At 61.0% G+C, this 17,461-nt stretch carries 15 protein-coding genes; 5 read left to right on the top strand and 10 right to left on the bottom strand.

Going from position 1 to position 17,461, the window contains the following annotated elements; genetic code table 11:
• Window positions 1-46 precede the first annotated feature (46 nt).
• Window positions 47-1,075 (top strand): cytochrome bc1 complex Rieske iron-sulfur subunit, encoded by a 1,029-nt coding sequence (qcrA, locus tag AC1MBU_RS10440; RefSeq protein ID WP_277357111.1) that lies wholly within the window; start codon window positions 47-49, stop codon window positions 1,073-1,075.
• Window positions 1,072-2,757, top strand: a complete 1,686-nt coding sequence (gene qcrB / locus AC1MBU_RS10445; RefSeq protein ID WP_277357110.1) for a cytochrome bc1 complex cytochrome b subunit — start codon at window positions 1,072-1,074, stop codon at window positions 2,755-2,757. Before qcrA ends, qcrB begins: the two co-directional genes overlap by 4 nt.
• Before the next feature lie 109 nt (window positions 2,758-2,866).
• Here qcrB and AC1MBU_RS10450 read toward each other — a convergent pair whose 3' ends face one another.
• The 6 genes from AC1MBU_RS10450 to AC1MBU_RS10475 all read right to left on the bottom strand — a co-directional run bounded on the left by AC1MBU_RS10450 (window position 2,867) and on the right by AC1MBU_RS10475 (window position 9,053).
• Complete coding sequence (locus AC1MBU_RS10450; RefSeq protein WP_056549524.1) at window positions 2,867-3,649, bottom strand: GntR family transcriptional regulator; 783 nt, start codon at window positions 3,647-3,649, stop codon at window positions 2,867-2,869.
• Window positions 3,650-3,833: 184 nt separating this feature from the next.
• The gene (locus tag AC1MBU_RS10455) at window positions 3,834-4,235 is read right to left on the bottom strand and encodes a cytochrome c oxidase subunit 4 (protein ID WP_479787171.1); all 402 of its coding nucleotides are present in this window, start codon (window positions 4,233-4,235) and stop codon (window positions 3,834-3,836) included.
• Window positions 4,236-5,957, bottom strand: a complete 1,722-nt coding sequence (gene ctaD / locus AC1MBU_RS10460; protein ID WP_346028258.1) for an aa3-type cytochrome oxidase subunit I — start codon at window positions 5,955-5,957, stop codon at window positions 4,236-4,238.
• Between the two features lie 4 nt (window positions 5,958-5,961).
• Window positions 5,962-6,843 carry an aa3-type cytochrome oxidase subunit II gene (gene ctaC, locus AC1MBU_RS10465; RefSeq protein WP_346028257.1) on the bottom strand — a complete coding sequence of 294 codons (882 nt, stop codon included), beginning with the start codon at window positions 6,841-6,843 and terminating at the stop codon, window positions 5,962-5,964.
• A 221-nt stretch (window positions 6,844-7,064) separates the two neighbouring features.
• Complete coding sequence (locus tag AC1MBU_RS10470; protein WP_026544041.1) at window positions 7,065-7,448, bottom strand: HesB/IscA family protein; 384 nt, start codon at window positions 7,446-7,448, stop codon at window positions 7,065-7,067.
• A 204-nt stretch (window positions 7,449-7,652) separates the two neighbouring features.
• A complete protein-coding gene (locus tag AC1MBU_RS10475) occupies window positions 7,653-9,053 on the bottom strand; it encodes a M20/M25/M40 family metallo-hydrolase (RefSeq protein ID WP_479787172.1) in 1,401 nt (466 codons plus the stop codon).
• 129 nt (window positions 9,054-9,182) lie between these two features.
• Here AC1MBU_RS10475 and AC1MBU_RS10480 point away from each other — a divergent pair, with 129 nt between their 5' ends.
• Window positions 9,183-9,701 (top strand): DUF3043 domain-containing protein, encoded by a 519-nt coding sequence (locus AC1MBU_RS10480; protein ID WP_479787173.1) that lies wholly within the window; start codon window positions 9,183-9,185, stop codon window positions 9,699-9,701.
• A 22-nt stretch (window positions 9,702-9,723) separates the two neighbouring features.
• Here the strand turns inward: AC1MBU_RS10480 and AC1MBU_RS10485 are convergent, their stop codons facing one another.
• A complete protein-coding gene (locus tag AC1MBU_RS10485) occupies window positions 9,724-10,800 on the bottom strand; it encodes a quinone-dependent dihydroorotate dehydrogenase (RefSeq protein WP_346028256.1) in 1,077 nt (358 codons plus the stop codon).
• 65 nt (window positions 10,801-10,865) lie between these two features.
• On the opposite strand from AC1MBU_RS10485, the gene AC1MBU_RS10490 reads away from it, so the two are divergent.
• Entirely contained in the window at window positions 10,866-11,936 is a 1,071-nt protein-coding gene (locus AC1MBU_RS10490) for an alpha/beta hydrolase (RefSeq protein ID WP_479787174.1), read from the top strand.
• Here the strand turns inward: AC1MBU_RS10490 and AC1MBU_RS10495 are convergent.
• The 3 genes from AC1MBU_RS10495 to leuA all read right to left on the bottom strand — a co-directional run bounded on the left by AC1MBU_RS10495 (window position 11,933) and on the right by leuA (window position 15,275).
• Window positions 11,933-12,724, bottom strand: coding sequence for an isoprenyl transferase (locus AC1MBU_RS10495; protein ID WP_277357101.1), 792 nt, complete (start codon window positions 12,722-12,724; stop codon window positions 11,933-11,935). The genes AC1MBU_RS10490 and AC1MBU_RS10495 overlap by 4 nt on opposite strands.
• Window positions 12,721-13,470: a DNA repair protein RecO gene (recO, locus tag AC1MBU_RS10500; RefSeq protein ID WP_056549506.1), complete on the bottom strand. Its 750-nt coding sequence runs from the start codon at window positions 13,468-13,470 to the stop codon at window positions 12,721-12,723. The genes AC1MBU_RS10495 and recO overlap by 4 nt, the downstream gene beginning before the upstream one ends.
• A 74-nt stretch (window positions 13,471-13,544) precedes the next feature.
• Window positions 13,545-15,275, bottom strand: coding sequence for a 2-isopropylmalate synthase (leuA, locus tag AC1MBU_RS10505; protein ID WP_277357100.1), 1,731 nt, complete (start codon window positions 15,273-15,275; stop codon window positions 13,545-13,547).
• Between the two features lie 230 nt (window positions 15,276-15,505).
• On the opposite strand from leuA, the gene AC1MBU_RS10510 reads away from it, so the two are divergent.
• Window positions 15,506-17,455 carry a M13 family metallopeptidase gene (locus tag AC1MBU_RS10510; RefSeq protein ID WP_479787175.1) on the top strand — a complete coding sequence of 650 codons (1,950 nt, stop codon included), beginning with the start codon at window positions 15,506-15,508 and terminating at the stop codon, window positions 17,453-17,455.
• The last annotated feature ends 6 nt before the right edge of the window (window positions 17,456-17,461 follow it).

The raw sequence follows: 17,461 nt of genomic DNA on the forward strand, positions 1-17,461 counted from the left end.
ACACAGGATTGACGAGTGAAGTTTCTAAAGAAGGATGAGAGGGATCATGGCCGACCATAGTGACGGCAGCCCGGAGAACGCGGTTACCGTAGCTAAGCCGGGTCAGGGCGGCTTGCAGAAGTTCCAGGATCCTGGACTCCCACCGCACCGGCCGCGTTTGGCTGACGTAGACCCCCGGGCTGAGAAACGCGCAGAGCGTCAGGTCGGAGTGCTGTTCCTCGTTTCCATCTTTGGAACATTGCTTTTCTTCTTCGGATATTTCTTTATCCCCCTCGACCAGACAATCGCGAACCTCCGCCTACAGAACCTGCTCCTCGGATTGGGAACCGCGTTCGCCATGCTTGGCATTGGTGTCGGAATCGTGCACTGGGCCAAGACGCTGATGCCGGATCATGAGATCGCTGAGGACCGGCACGAGATTCGCCCCGAAGCAGACCGCGCTGACGCTGAAAAAATCGTTGGCGACATCCTGGAAGAATCCGGAATCAAGCGCAGGCCGCTGATCCGCAATACGCTCCTCGGCGCGGGAATCCTCGCAATCTTCCCGGCCATCGCAATCTTCCGGGACCTCGGTCCGCTGCCCGGTGACGTGCTTCGCCAGACCATGTGGGATGAAGGCGTACGGCTGACCCGTGATCCGAGCGGCACCCCGATCAGGGCTTCGGACGTCACTATCGGCTCAGCGTTCCACGTCATTCCCGAGGGCCTCAATGAGGCGGAACACAAACTCGAGGAAAAGGCTAAGGCTGTTGTTCTACTCATGCGCCTGAGTCCTGAATCGCTGAACCCGTCTCCGGGGCGCGAGGATTGGGGCTATGAAGGCATCGTTGCCTATTCCAAGATTTGTACCCATGTGGGCTGCCCTGTAGCCCTTTACGAACAGCAGACCCATCACCTGCTTTGTCCGTGCCATCAGTCAACCTTCGACGTCACCCAAGAAGCGAAGGTTATTTTCGGCCCGGCCGCCCGGCCGCTCCCCCAACTTCCCATCTCCGTGGATGAAGAAGGTTACCTGGTAGCGACGAGCGACTTCCAAGAACCCGTAGGACCAAGTTACTGGGAGCGTGGAGTGTGAGCAGCTCAGCAGCTGGACACCAGTACCAGCCAAAGACAAACGTCGGCAAGATTGCCAACTTCGTCGATACCCGCGTCGGTGGATCCGCGATAGTCAAAGAGTTTGGGCGGAAAATTTTCCCAGACCACTGGACGTTCATGTTTGGCGAAGTTGCGCTTTACTCCTTCGTCATCCTTCTTCTGTCGGGTACATTCCTGACCTTCTTCTTCGACCCTTCGATGGCCGAAACACATTACGAAGGAAGCTACGTACCGCTGCGCGGTATCGAAATGTCGGTGGCCTACGCTTCCTCGCTCGATATCTCCTTTGATATCCGTGGCGGGCTGTTCATGCGGCAGGTACACCACTGGTCTGCACTGCTCTTCGTTGCTGCCGTGTCAGTGCACATGCTGCGGGTTTTCTTCACCGGTGCATTCCGGCGTCCGCGCGAGCTGAACTGGGTTATCGGCGGTGTGCTGCTCATCCTTGCGATGGCCGCAGGGTTCACGGGGTACTCACTCCCGGACGACCTGCTCTCCGGTAACGGTCTTCGAATCATCGACGGCGTGATCAAGTCAATTCCCGTGGTGGGGACCTACATCAGTTTCTTCCTGTTCGGCGGTGAATTCCCCGGTACCGTGATCATCCCGCGCTTGTACGTGCTCCACATCCTCCTGATTCCGGCTCTGATTCTCCTGCTGATCGCGATGCACCTCTTCCTGGTAGTTGTTCACAAGCACACTCAATTCCCCGGCCCGGGCCGCACCAATGACAATGTAGTGGGCTACCCGGTCGGTCCTGTTTACGCGGCAAAGGCCGGCGGCTTCTTCTTCATAGTGTTCGGTATCATCGCCGCGATATCAGCGGCGTTCACGATCAACCCCATCTGGAACTACGGACCCTACGATCCCTCCCCTGTCTCGGCCGGTACCCAGCCGGACTGGTACATCGGGTGGGTAGACGGCGCCCTGCGGCTTATGCCAGGCATACTGGCTGGTTTCCCCTTCGAATGGGAAATCCCGTTCCCTTGGGGCACAAACACGCTCTCCCTGAACGTGCTGTTCCCTGCGCTCGTGCCTGCAGGGATTGTCTTCACGCTCCTGTTTGCCTGGCCGTGGATCGAAGCTTGGGTGACCAAGGATCGCCGCGAGAAGCACCTGCTCGACCGGCCGCGTAATGCTCCCACCCGCACCGGCATCGGCGTGGCAGGCGTTGTGTTCTACTGCGTCATGTGGGCAGCAGCCAGCTCCGACCTCATCGCTACGCACTTTATGGTCTCGCTGAATGACGTGACTTACTGGCTCCGTGTCCTGGTGATCATCGGTCCGGTGATCGGATTCATCGTCGCCCGTCGTATCGCGCTGGCCCTCCAGCGCAAGGACCGCGAGATCGTGCTCCACGGACGCGAGACAGGTCGTATCGTCAGGCTCCCCCACGGCGAGTTCATCGAGGTTCACGAGCCGGTGGACGAGTACAAGCGTTACAAGCTGGTCAGTTTCGACTCACCCGTTAGCCTGCCTGCCCAGGCGGACGTGAACGGTCATGTGTCAAAGGGCGAGAAGGGCCGCGCGTGGGCATCGAAGTTCTTCTTTGAGGATCGTGTTGCACCTGTCACTCCGGCGGAGCTTGAAGAGGCCCACTCCCACGGCCACCATGGCGAAGTCGCGAACGAGCATGATAAGGCTGCCATCTCCAGCAAGTAGTCAACGCTGAAGAGCTAGTAAGAAAAGGAGCGGGCCGCACAGTGTGCGGCCCGCTCCTTTTCTTTCCAGGTTTCCCGGTTGGCGTGGTTCTCGGTCGGCAGACTCCCGTTCAGCTGAAGCGCTTGGCAGTGTATGTCCGAGGAGTGCGAACACCGGGACGCTGAAGCGGAACCCAGAGCTTGTACCTGTCAGCCCGGTAGTACGAGACGGAATAATCCACCATTGCGCGGGCCACATAGGCATGGCGTTGAATCTTCAGGAGAGGGGCGCCCATCTCGACGTTCAGCAGACGGGCAATAGAGGGCGACGCCGCAGTCGCCTCCACTGTGTCTTCCCCCCATTCCATCACGAGCCCGTACCTCTCGCTGAGAACGTTATACAGCGACGTCGGCGGAGCATCATCAAGTATTCCGGGTACGCGGTGTGCCGGGATGAAGTTTTCGTCCACACTCATGGGTTCGCGGTCTGCCAACAACTGACGCCGGAACCTGACAACCGGGACGCCCTGCTCAATCTGCAGTTCGCGGGCAATGAGCGGTGTGGCTGCCATCTGCTCGAAGCTGAGTACCCGAGCATCCGGGACCATGCCCCTGCGGTGCATCTCTTCGCTGTAGGAGGTGAGCTTCATCTGCAGATCGAGCTTTGTGTGGGCTACGAAGGTTCCAAGGCCTACGATTCGTTCCAGAACCTCCTCGGCAACCAGTGCGTCGATGGCGTGTCGTACAGTCATCCGCGCAACACCGAAGTGTTCGGTCAGCTTCCGCTCAGACGGAATGGCTGTACCAGGCTCCGCGTGACACAGGATGTACTCGCGGAGCAGTTCGCGAAGTTGTACATGCTTGGCCGCCTTGCCGTCGAGTGTAGTACGCAGTGCGTCGAGTTGATCCGGCATGACGGCTCCTGTTATGCACGGGTGCGAACCCAGCTAGATAGACCGGTATGGTCACCATATTCTATAGCTTGGTATCAGGAGCGGTGACGGAGTAATCCAGAGCAACTACTCTCAAGAGGAGGTACACGAAGGGTCCCGCACAAAATATGTACGGGACCCTCCATTTCGAACACGCTTTGGACGACTAGTGCGCGTGGTCTCCCCTGCTGTACTCAAAGACCCATCCGACCAGTGCGATAGCGGCCAGGCCCGCCGACACGTAGAGAATCCACCATCCAGCAGCGAGGCCCAAGAAACCGCCGGCTGCAGCAAGGCCGAGGACAAGCGGCCACCAGCTCCAAGGGCTGAAATGCCCCTGCTCGCCCGAGCCTTCATGAATCTCCGCGTCGCGGCGATCCTCCGGGCGCATTCCCACGCGGCGCCCCGTGAACCCGAGGTAGAAGCCGATCATGGCGGCGACACCGCCCACAAGCAGGATGCCTAGAATGCCAACCCACTCAGACCAATTGGTCAGGAAACCGTAGACCACTGCCACAGGTACAAAAAAGGGAACCAGTAGAAGGAACAGTCGTGTTTCTACCTTCACTTAAGCGTCCTTCCGATCAGCGGATCCGAGCAGCTGGCCTGCCGGTGAACCTGGTGTGTGCCACTGCGCAAGCTCCGGGTGGTGTAGATCCAACGCAGGGCGTTCCGAGCGGATACGTGGCAGGGAGGTGAAGTTGTGCCTTGGCGGCGGGCAGGAGGTAGCCCACTCCAGCGATGCTCCAAAGCCCCACGGATCGTCGACCTCGACCTTTGTACCGCTCCGCCAGGTGATGTAAACGTTCCAGAAGAACGGAATCAACGACGCGCCCAGAACGAAGGAAGCAATAGTGGAGAACTGGTTCATTGCGGTGAACATGTCTTCAGGAAGATAGTCAGCGTAGCGCCGTGGCATACCGATGACCCCCAACCAGTGCTGGATCAGGAACGTTCCATGGAAGCCAAGGAACAGGAGCCAGAAGTGGATCTTGCCCAGCCGCTCGTTCAGCATCTTTCCCGTCCACTTCGGCCACCAGAAGTAGAAGCCGGCGAACATCGCGAAGACTACGGTACCGAAGACCACGTAGTGGAAGTGAGCCACTACGAAGTAGGTGTCGGACACGTGGAAGTCCAACGGCGGGGATGCAAGGATGATTCCGGTCAGACCACCGAACAGGAAGGTGACGAGGAAACCGAGGCTCCAGAGCATCGGGGTCTCGAATGTTATCGATCCCCGCCACATAGTGCCGATCCAGTTGAAGAACTTCACTCCCGTGGGCACCGCGATCAGCATCGTCATGAAGGCGAAGAACGGCAGCAGAACGGCGCCGGTCACGTACATGTGGTGCGCCCACACCGTCACGGAAAGTGCTGCAATGGCGATCGTTGCGAAAACGATTCCCTTGTAGCCGAAGATCGGCTTACGGCTGAAGACCGGGAAGATCTCCGAGACAATACCGAAGAACGGCAGGGCGATGATGTACACCTCTGGATGTCCGAAGAACCAGAAGAGGTGTTGCCATAGGATCGCTCCTCCGTTGTCCGGATCGAAAATGTGTGCTCCGAACCGCCGGTCGGCACCGAGCGCAAACAGGGCGGCAGCGAGCGGCGGGAACGCCATCAACACGAGGATCGACGTGACGAGTGCATTCCAGGTGAAGATCGGCATGCGCCACATGGTCATGCCGGGAGCGCGCATGCAGATGATTGTGGTGATGAAGTTGACGGCGCCAAGGATGGTGCCGAATCCGGAAAGAGCAAGCCCGAACACCCATAAGTCACCACCAACACCAGGCGAGAACGTTGTATTGGACAACGGGGCGTACGCGAACCAGCCGAACGAGGCAGCGCCCTGCGGCGTGATGAATCCGGACACTGCGATGGTGCTGCCGAAAAGGAAGAACCAGAAAGCAAGGGCATTCAGCCGTGGGAAGGCGACGTCGGGTGCGCCGATCTGCAACGGCATGATGACGTTTGTGAACCCGGCAAACAGCGGGGTTGCGAACATGAGCAGCATAACCGTGCCGTGCATGGTGAAGAGCTGGTTGTACTGCTCTTTGGTCTGCAGAATCTGCATTCCCGGTTCGAAGAGCTCGGCGCGGATGACAAGCGCCATTACCCCACCCAGGCAGAAGAACACGAATGAGGCGATCAGGTACATATACCCGATGGTCTTGTGATCAGTGGAGGTGATCCAGTTGACGACTATGCGTCCCTTGGACCGCGGTACAACCCGTGGAGCAACCGTCGTGCCGGCGTCCTCGGCAGTGTATTCGTAAGTAGACATCTAATTAATCCTGCCCAATTTGCTCGTCAGCTCCGCTGGGGCTCTCGCCGGTCACAGTCTGCGGATTGCGGTCATACTCTTCGCCCAGCTGGCCGTCCTCAAGGGTTTCCAGATAGGCCTGGTACTCCTCCTCGGAGACAACCGCTACGTTGAACAACATCTCCGAATGGTACTCGCCGCACAGCTCGGCGCACTTCCCTTCGAAGACGCCCTCACGCGTGGGAGTCAGGGTGATGTAGTTTTCCCGTTCGGGAATCATATCCCGCTTTTGAAGGAAGGCCGGAACCCAGAACGAATGGATTACGTCGCGGGAGTTGAGCCGGAATTCCACCGTCTGGTTGACCGGCAGATAAAGCGTCGGAAGAGTTTCCGGGACGCCCGGCTCACCATCGAGTTGAGCCTGGACACCTGAGGAATACTTGTCCTCGAGCACGTAGTTGAAGTCCCACGACCACTGCTTGCCGCGCACATCGATGATGACATCGGGGTCCTCGACACGGGCGTCGATGATCTGTTGATCACGGTCGGTGAAGTAGAAGAGCACCAGCACCATGAAGATCGGAATTGTCAGGTAAAACACTTCCAGCGGAAGGTTGTAGCTGATCTGGCGCGGGTACCCGGTCTCGTTGCGACGACGACGGTATGCGACGATGCACCAGATGATCAGGCCCCAGGTGATGACGCCTACTATCAGGGCAGCGATCCAGGAGTTGACCCACAGGTCAATGATCCGACCGGTGTGGTTGGTGGTATCACGCTCGGTGGGTAACCAACCCTTTTGGACTTCTGATGAACAACCAGACAAGAACAGCGCAGCCACGACCACGAGGCTTGAGACCTTGAAAATCTTTGCGCGTCGGCTGCCGGTTCGGTCCTGCGAACTCACAGACGGCCCTTCCTTTTCTCACGTGCGGTGCCACCGACGGTGACAGCATTTCCGTGCACGGTGCTGCCTGAGCTGCTACTCAAACGCGATGCACTTTCAGTTTTACTACTCACTGTAGAGCTTACCCGCAACGGCAGCCATCGTGTGACAACAAAGCCCCCGTCCGTACCTCTTTCGGATACGTGACGGGGGCTTTGGTACCCCACTTTCGGGATGGACCTCTAGTGAAAGGAGTCACCGCAGGCGCAGGACCCGCCGGCGTTCGGGTTGTCGATGGTGAAGCCTTGCTTGGAGATGGTGTCCTCAAAGTCAATGGAGGCCCCGGCGAGGTAGGGAACGCTCATGCGGTCAACGATGACCTCCACGCCGTCGAAGTCACGAACCGCATCGCCATCGAGGACGCGTTCATCGAAGTAAAGCTGATAGATCAGCCCCGAACACCCGCCGGGCTGGACCGCCACGCGCAAACGCAGATCAGTCCGGCCCTCCTGCTCAAGGAGGCTGCGTACCTTGCCGGCAGCAACATCTGACAGGTTAACCTCATGTACCGGCAGTTCGGTATCTGCGGCCGTCTCAGTGGTTGGTTCGCTTGTTGATGTGCTCATGGTGTGCGTTCTCCTTTACTATGTGCCCGCCGCACCGGTTCCCCCGCCTGCGATCATAACGCCGGGCGGCGTGTGGCTTTCAGCGCCTCGCAGCGCTGTCCGTCCCATGGTACGTCCGGTGAGCACAGCCTGCCCAGCTGTGTAACGATCCATGCTGGTCAAACATTCCGGGCCGGCCCGGCAGTGCGCGGCGGGGCACTGGTGTCAGCCGCCGGCGTTGAGCCGCGCGAGCATCAGAGCCTCTGCGAGCACCGCACGGTTGAACTCACCCAGGTGGAGCGATTCGTTGGCGCTGTGTGCCCGTGAATCCGGGTCCTCGACGCCGGTCACCAGAATTTGCGCCTCCGGATAGACCTCAGTCAGATCCGCGATGAAGGGTATGGACCCTCCGATCCCCGCTTCAACGGCCTGCGTTCCCCAGGCGGTCTGCAAGGCCCACAGTGCGATCTGGGCTGCCGGCCTCGTTGTGTCGGTGGAGAAGGGGTTGCCTGACTCCCCCGGCGTGAACGTCACCGTGGCGCCGAACGGAGCGTGGGAGCGCACGTGGCGCTCGACGGCGGCCATAGCCTTCTGGGGCTCCTGTCCGGGCGCTAGCCGAAGGCTGAACTTCGCCCGCGCTGTGGGCAGGAGCGTGTTCGATGAGACAGCTACTCCTGGCGCATCGATGCCGATGATGGACAGTGCGGGCTTCGTCCACAACCGTGACGCAAGGGAGCCTGTGCCAGCCAGCTGCACGCCGTCGAGAACCGAGGCATCAGCGCGATAGTCAGCTTCCGCATAGTTCACATCCGCGTCGTCATTCGAAACAAGGCCCTGGATGGCGACGCTGCCATCGTCGTCGTGAAGGGTGGCAATCAATCGGGCAAGCAGGGTCGGCGCATCCAATACAGGACCGCCGAACATACCGGAATGGACAGCGTGTTCCAGGACTCTGACCTCGATTACACCATCAACCAGTCCGCGCAGGCTGGTTGTGAGGGCAGGGATGCCGACCTTCCAGTTACTCGAGTCCGCAACCACGATGACGTCGGAGCGCAGGAGTTCACGGTGTTCTTCTAGGAAGCTGCGGAAGGTCGGGGATCCAGCCTCCTCTTCACCCTCGATGAATAAGGTGATGCCCAGGCCAAGGTCCTCCCCCAGGACCTCGGAGACAGCTCGGACCGCCGCGATATGGGCCATAATGCCGGCCTTGTCGTCCGCTGCTCCCCTCCCGTATAGCCGGCCGTCTCGTTCCTCGGCGACGAACGGCTCGCTTTCCCACAGGTCCCGCTCACCGGGGGGCTGGACATCATGGTGTGCATAGAGCAGGATGGTCGGTTTTCCCGCAGCAGCCGGACGCCGCGCGACGACAGCAGGACCACCGGGTGTGCCGTTGTTGTCCATTCGGAGGAGACGCACATCCGTGATGCCCGTGGATCGGACCAGCGAAGCAACTGCTTCAGCACTGCGATCGAGTTCCGCGGGATCAAAGGTTGCCCAGGCCACACCCGGAATGGCGACGAGCGACTTGAGCTCCTCGATTGTCCGCGGGAATGCGGAGTCGACGGTGGAACGCAGGGCAGCAACGGTGGTGTCCGGCAGTAGATCACTTGAAGGCATATTCATGCCTTCGAGCCTACACACGCATGCGGAGAATCCGGCGCTCAGGACGGGTATCCTAGAGGGGTGTTTGGACGAAAAAGAGACGCTGCCGTTGTTGAGAATCCCGCAGAGCAAGTCGCGGAGGAACAGCGATTGAGAACGGCCGGTAAGGGCGCGCCCACTCCCAGGCGCAGCGTTCAGGAAGCGGCCCGGAAGCGGCCCCTGGTTCCGAATGACCGGAAGGCAGCGCGGGAGGCCAGCCGCCTGGCGCGGCGCGAGGACCAACTGCGGATGCGGCGTGCACTCGAGAACGGCGATGAGCGGCACCTGCCGTTCCGTGACAAGGGCCCGGCCCGTCGCTACGTCCGTGACTATGTGGACGCACGCTGGAATGTCGCCGAGTTCCTGATGTTTGCGGCGCTGGTCTTTGTCTTCCTGAGCTTCATCCCCAATCTGACTCTCCAGGGCTACGTCATGCTGACCTTCGGGGTAATCATCATGGCGGTGATCGTTGACTGCCTTCTCCTGCGCCGCAAGCTCAAGGCGCAACTGACAGCGAAGTTTGGCGAACCCGGGCGTGGGGATCTTTGGTACGGAATCTCACGTGCCATGCAGATCCGTCGGCTCCGTCTTCCCAAGCCGCAGGTAAGCCGCGGGCATTTTCCCGCCTAACAGCGGGACATCGCGCGCCGCTTCAGCGCTGCAGGCGGGGGTGGTTCCTCAGCGCGCGGTTGATCGACGAAGCCCAGAAAGGGCCTTCGTAAAGGAACGCGGTGTAGCCCTGCACCAGGTTGGCTCCAGCGTTGAGACGGTCAACGACGTCGTCTGCAGTTTCCACTCCGCCCACCGAGATCAGGGCCAGTTCGGGCCCGGCCGCCTGCCGCAAGCGCGTGAGTACCTCAAGCGAACGTGCCTTGAGCGGAGCACCACTCAACCCACCTACCCCACAAGCCATCACGGTTTCCGGATCGGTCGTAAGGCCTTCCCGGGTGACGGTGGTGTTGGTTGCGATGATGCCGTCCAGTTTCAGCTCCAGTGCCAGCGCCGCTACCTCCTCGATGTCCTCATTGCTCAGATCCGGGGCGATCTTCACCAACAGCGGTACGTGACGGTCGGCGCTTTCATCCGCAGCCTTTCGGACCGCTTTCAGAAGGGGGCGGAGAGAGCGGACGCTTTGCAGCAGACGGAGTCCCGGGGTGTTGGGCGAGCTGACGTTGACCACCAGGTAGTCCGCAAGCGGAGCTAACGCCGTCGCGGATATTCGGTAGTCGGCGACCGCATCGCGCAGATCCACAGTCTTGGTCTTGCCGATGTTCACGCCGATCACGGGCCGTACCGACGGGTAGCGTCGTTCAAGCGTGCGGCGTGCGGCCGCGATGCGCGGAGCAACTGCAGCGGCGCCGTCGTTATTGAAACCCATCCGGTTGATCACCGCCCGGTCCTCGACCAGCCGGAAGAGCCGTGGTTTTGGATTTCCCGGCTGCGCCTGCCCAGTGATTGTTCCGATCTCTACATGGCCGAACCCCAGGTCAGCCAGCGCGGCGGCGCCGTGTCCCTCCTTGTCGAAACCGGCCGCAAGCCCGAACGGTGACGGGAAGGTCACCCCGAACGCCGTAGTCTGCAGTTCGGCAGGCGGCGCGGTAATGCGGCGCAGGACGCCGCCCACCGGGGTCCTGCCCGTCCACCGGATCAGGCGGAAGCCGATCCGGTGCGCGCGCTCAGGGTCCATACCGCTGAAGACGACGCGGAAGAAGGCAGGATAAATACGCATGGGTCAAAGCTGCCATGCCCGCAGCCGCTTCACCAAGTTGATGTTGGCATCGATATCCTCGACCAATGGGCATCAACTGGCAGCCGGACCACCTGGGCGACGGATTTGCGCTGACCGAGCTTCACGTTGGCTCAGACGAGGAGGGCCCGTGCCTGGCCACGCTCGTCTCCTACACCCCACCCGCCGTCGTTGCGCCGACCGGCCTGCGTGACGCAGCGCGCGTGGTGCTGAAGCGCCTGCGCCCACGCGGACGCGATGAACAGGAGTCCGCAACGCAGGCGGTGCTCTACGTCCATGGCTGGAGCGATTACTTCTTCCAGCACGAACTGGCTCACTTCTTCAGTGACCGCGGTATTGCCTTCTACGCCCTGGACCTGCGGAAGTACGGACGAAGCCTGCGGCCGTGGCAGACGCCCGGTTACGTCACGGACCTGTCGGAGTACGACGACGACATCGCTGCTGCCCTGGATACCCTCTCCGAAGACATCACGGCCAAAACGGGCGCGCCGCCGTCCGGCGTCACCCTGATGGCGCATTCGACCGGCGCCCTCGTCGCTTCGTTGTGGGCGAACCGCTTTCCAGGGCGGGTATCGAGCCTCATCCTCAACAGTCCGTGGCTGGACATCCAGGGAAGTGCAATACTGCGCACCACCACGCAGGGGCTCCTCGAGCCGATCACGCGGTTCAGGCCCAAGGCACGCTTGAAACTGCCGGAATTCGGCTTCTATTGGCGAAGTATAAGCAACCTTGCCGAGGGCGAGTGGGAACTTAACGGGCAGTGGCGGCCGCAATTCGGTTTTCCCATCCGGGCCGGCTGGCTCACCGCTGTCCTGAACGGACACGCGCAGGTGCGCCGCGGACTTTCCATCGACCTTCCAGTGCTGGTTCTGTCCTCTGCGCGATCCACCATCAGTCCCGTGTGGAGTGAAGCAATGCTCTCCTCGGACAGCGTCCTCGATGTGACCGTCATGACGCAACGTGCCCTGCTGCTGGGGCCTCACGTCACCGTCTGCAGGTATGACGGCGCGCTGCATGACACCCTCCTGTCGCGAAAGGCGGTGCGTCGAAAGGTGTATGCCGATCTCGATCGGTGGGTAAAGTGCTACAGCAGCGCCTCACCCATACCGGAGGTCTAGGACTTGGCTTTGTCGACAGCTCCGCCGTAGCGCCGATCCCGCGCAGCGTACTCATCCACGGCCCTCCAGAGCGTACGGCGGTCAACATCCGGCCACAGGACATCCATGAAGACCATTTCTGCGTAAGCGGACTGCCACAGCATGAAATTTGAGGTCCGCTGCTCGCCGGAGGTGCGCAGGAACAGATCGACATCGGGCAGGTCCGGCTCGTCCAGGTAACGCTGGATGGTGCTCTCTGAGACGGATGACGCCTTCAACCGGCCAGCCGCCACGTCTTCCGCTATGCCCCTGGCCGCATCGGCAATCTCAGCCCGGCCCCCGTAGTTGACACACATGGTGAGGGTACACACCGAGTTGGAGCGCGTGCGCTCCTCTGCGATCTCAAGCTCATTGATGACCGAGCGCCAGAGCCGCGGGCGCCGTCCAGCCCACCGTATGCGCACTCCCCACTCATTGAGCTGATCCCGCTGCCGGCGCAGGACGTCCCGGCTGAAACCCATCAGGAACCGTACTTCGTCCGGGGAGCGCTTCCAGTTCTCGGTAGAAAAGGCATAGACGCTGACATACTTGACCCCGATGTCGATGGCGCCTGCGATCACATCGAGGAGCGCGGCCTCACCCGCCCGGTGGCCCTCCGTACGCGGCAGCCCCCGCTCATTGGCCCACCGTCCGTTGCCATCCATCACGATTGCCACGTGGGCCGGCACAAGGTCCACGGGGATGGCAGGCGGACGCTCGCCGCTCGGATGAGGCCACGGCTGAGACGGTTCGCCGGCGGATTTTGTCACACGCGCTCCACATGTTTGAGGGACTTCACTGCTCGTTCCAAATGCCACTGTACGTAGGCAGCGACAAGTCCTGCACTTTCACGCCGGGCAAAAGCCTCGGCGGTATCCGCAACCTCCCAGTTCCCGGACAGCAGCGCACCCAACAACGCCATGGCATCGGGTGACGGTGACGCTGAACCGGGCGGCCGGCAGGAGGCGCACACCGCGCCGCCCAAAGCGGCCGAGAACGCAGTATGGGGACCAGCCGCGCCGCACCGGGCGCAGTCGGTGAAGCTCGGCGCCCAGCCGGCCGTGGCCAATGCCCGTAGCAGATAGGAGTCAAGAATCAGTTCGGACGGATGGAGACCCCTGCTGAGAGCGGACAGGGCACCGATGACCAGGCCGTACTGTGCTCCTGCAGACTCACCGTCTGCGTCCGTGAGCTTCTCGGCCGTTTCAGCGATAGCTGCCGCCGCGGTGTAGCGGGAATAGTCGGACGCAATTCCATGCCCGTAGGCGCCGCGTGTCTGGGCCTGCGTCACAACATCGAGGGTGCGTCCGGAAACCAGTTGAAGGTCCACGGTCATGAACGGCTCCAGCCGCGCTCCGAATTTGCTGCTCGTCCGCCGGATACCCTTCGCAACAGCGCGCACCTGACCGTGTTCCCTGGTCAGAAGCACGATGATGCGGTCGGCTTCACCGAGTTTGTACGTGCGAAGGACGACGCCTTCCGCCCTGTAGGTTCGCGACGCGAATGATCTGGACACGTTCTATTTTCCCATTCGGAGGGCCGGACGCGACCAACGCCGCGCCAAGCCCTCCCGTATGCCCTGCGCTGACGTCAGCTGTTATCCCGGATGGCGCGGTTCACCGCAGAAATGACCGCTTTCAGGGACGCCATGGTCGAGTTTGCATCAATTCCAACACCCCAGAGGACGCGCTCCCCGACTGCGCACTCCACATAGGCAGCCGCCCGCGCATTACCTCCGGAAGACAATGCATGCTCGGTGTAGTCAAGGACGCGCACGTCCACGCCGTCCTGACCGAGGATAGACACGAGGGCATCAATAGGACCGTTCCCCTGCGCGGATCGGCGCTGCTGCACGCCGCCAACCAGAAGGGTTGCCGTCAGGTTGAATCGGCCGTCTTCGGACGTGTCGGTGTTCGTGGAGGTCAGGACATAGGTGCCCCACGTTCCGTTACGGGACGGCAGGTATTCGTCCTGGAAGGTTTCCCACAGTTCGGCTCCGCTCACTTCCCCGCCCACTGTGTCTGTCCGTCGCTGCACGACTCCCGAGAATTCGATCTGCGCCCGGCGCGGCAAGTCCAGGCTGTGCTCATGCTTGAGAAGGTAAGCCACGCCGCCCTTGCCTGACTGGGAGTTTACGCGGATCACCGCCTCGTATGAGCGTCCAATGTCCTTCGGATCTATGGGCAGGTACGGGACGGCCCACGGGATTTCTTCGACCGTCTTGCCAGCGGCGGCGGCGTCTGCCTCCATCCGCTCGAAACCCTTCTTGATCGCATCCTGATGCGATCCTGAGAAGGCGGTGAATACCAGATCTCCACCGTAGGGTGAACGCTCCGGGACATTGAGTTGGTTGCAGTATTCTGCGGTTCGGCGGATGTGATCCATGTCGGAGAAGTTGATCTGCGGATCGATGCCCTGTCCATACAGGTTCATGCCCAAAGTCACGAGATCAACGTTTCCGGTGCGCTCACCGTTGCCGAACAGGCATCCCTCGATGCGGTCAGCCCCGGCGAGGTAGCCGAGCTCTGCCGCAGCGACACCGGTGCCGCGATCATTGTGGGGGTGAAGCGAGAGAATAACGGCGTCCCGGTTCGCCAAATTACGGCACATCCATTCAATGGAGTCGGCGTACACGTTGGGCGTCGCCATTTCCACGGTTGCCGGCAGGTTCAGAATCATCTGGCGATCGGCGGACGCCTCGAACACGGCGGCAACCTCGTTGGAGATGCGCGCCGCGAACTCCAGCTCAGTACCGGTGAAGGACTCCGGCGAATACTCATAGGTGATGTGGGTATCACCCACATTCTCCTCGAACTTGCGGCACAGCCGTGCGCCAGTGAGCGCGATATCAACTATGCCGTCCATGTCCTGGTTGAACACGACCCGGCGTTGGAGCACCGACGTCGAGTTGTACAGATGGACGATCGCGCGGTCAGCGCCCTCGATCGATTCATAGGTGCGCTCGATCAGGTGTTCGCGTGCCTGGGTCAGTACCTGGATGGTCACGTCATCCGGGATGCGATCGCCCTCAATGAGCTGGCGGACGAAGTCGAAGTCGGTCTGGGAGGCGGACGGGAAACCTACTTCGATCTCCTTGTAGCCCATCTGTACCAGCAGGTCGAACATCTTGTGCTTGCGCTCGGGGCTCATGGGGTCGATCAGCGCCTGATTGCCGTCCCGAAGGTCGACGGCGCACCAGCGCGGAGCCTTGGTGATGACCTTGTCCGGCCAGGTGCGGTCCGGAAGTTCCACAGTGATCTGATCCTGGAACGGAACATACTTGTGGAACGGCATTCCGGAGGGTTTCTGTGCGTTGCGCATGGCGGTGAGGGGCCTTTCCTTTGGTGAACCTATAAGGCTCTTGCTTCACAGGATGGCGGCCGGCAACACAGACTCCGCAGCGGGGATTCGGCCTGCGACCCGGTAGTCAAAGACTGACTATCCCGTCGGTGTGGCCCCGCCACGGCAGCTAAGAAGGAGCAGCTCTGCGCGCACAATTCAACACTAGCACGGCCCCTAGGATGAGAGGACGCACCAACGAAGGAGCTTTCATGACCGCATCCGGCATCAATGTCGCGAACATCGATTCCGATGTCCGCCCCCAGGACGACCTCTTCCGCCACGTCAATGGCGGTTGGCTACGAAACACTCCCATTCCCGAGGACCGAGCCCGCGAGGGCTCATTCTCGCAGCTGGCGGATGCAGCTGAACTGGCCGTGCGCAGAATCGTCGAGGATGCGGCAGCAGAGACGGACGACGACGGCGACCGCTTTCGTCTCGGCTCGTTGTTTGCGGACTTCATGGACACAGAACGTCTCAGCAGGCAGGCCGGCGCTCCCGTCCAACCGCTGCTGGAAGAGATAGACGGCGCTGCGGCGGTCATGGACATCGTCCGCCTCGACGCCGAACTCACGAGGGCCGGCGCAGCCGGTCTTGTCCTCCCCTACGTCAGCAACGACGCAGGAAATCCCGAACGCTACCTGCTGCACCTCTACCAGTCCGGACTAGGGCTGCCTGACGAGTCCTACTACCGGGAGGCGAAGTTCGAAGAGGCACGACTCGGATATGTCGAACTGCTGCACCAGCTGTTCGAGCTTGCCGGGCGCCCTGAGAGCCGTGCTGCGGCGGCGAGCGTCTTCGATCTCGAAGCACGCCTAGCTTCTTCCCACATGGACACGGTGACCAAACGTAATCCACAGGCCACCTACAATCTGCGCACAACTGTCACGTTGATCAAGGATGCACCGCAGCTGGAAACCTGGCTCACGGAGTTGACTGCCGGCGTCGGGATTCCCGGTGAACTGATCGTGAACCAGCCGGGGTACATCACGGCTCTGGTACGAGCACTGGATGAAGTCCCGTTGGAGGTGTGGAAAAACTGGCTGGCTGCCAGGGTGCTGTTGCACGCAGCTCCGTTTCTCAGCGACGACTTCGTCGACGCTCACTTCGCGTTCTACGGGACCACCCTCAGCGGTACGCCACGGCTGAAGGAACGTTGGAAACGGGGTGTCGCGATTGTCGAGGGAACCATGGGTGAGGCCGTTGGGCGTATGTACGTGGCGCGGCATTTCCCTGAGTCCCACAAGGCCACCATGCGGGAACTGGTCGAAAACATCCTTGCTGCCTACGAACAGCGCATCAACCGTCTCGAATGGATGAGCGCCGAGACACGTGCACGTGCCCTGGAGAAGCTGAGTCTCTTCACCACGAAGATCGGGTACCCCGATCGCTGGATCGATTATTCAACACTGAAGATTGTCCCCGGTGACCTGTACGGCAATGTGCGCAGAGCGACCGAGTTCGAAACCGACCGGCAACTTGCCAAGCTCGGCGGCCCCATTGATCGTGGCGAGTGGCACCTCACGCCGCAGACCGTGAACGCCTACTACATGCCGACAATGAACGAGATTGTCTTCCCGGCCGCGATCCTGCAGCCGCCATTTTTCGACGCCGATGCCGATCCAGCCGCAAATTACGGGGCGATCGGGGCCGTCATCGGACACGAGATCGGGCATGGCTTCGATGACCAGGGATCACAGTTCGACGGTACGGGCGCGCTGCACAATTGGTGGACTGAAGCTGACCGGATGGCATTCGAGGCGCTCACTGGACGGCTTGTCAGTCAATACTCTGAGTTGGCTCCCACCGAGGCTCCGGACCATCCGGTCAACGGGAAATTCACCCTCGGTGAGAACATCGGCGACCTTGGCGGACTGGGAATCAGCCTGGCTGCTTACGTCATCAGTCTGGACGGAGCGGAAGCGCCTGTTCTTGACGGGCTGACCGGAGTGCAGCGTTTCTTCTACTCCTGGGCTGAATGCTGGCGCCAGAACATTCGCCCTGAAGAGGCCGCACGGCGCATCGCCATCGATCCTCACTCACCGAACGAGTTCCGGTGCAATCAGGTAGTGCGCAACCTCGACGAATTCCATAGTGCTTTTTCGGTGGATCAAGAAGACAAGCTGTGGCTTGCGCCCGAGGAACGGGTCAGGATCTGGTAGGAGCTG

The organism is Arthrobacter sp. PTI12, assembly GCF_056679915.1.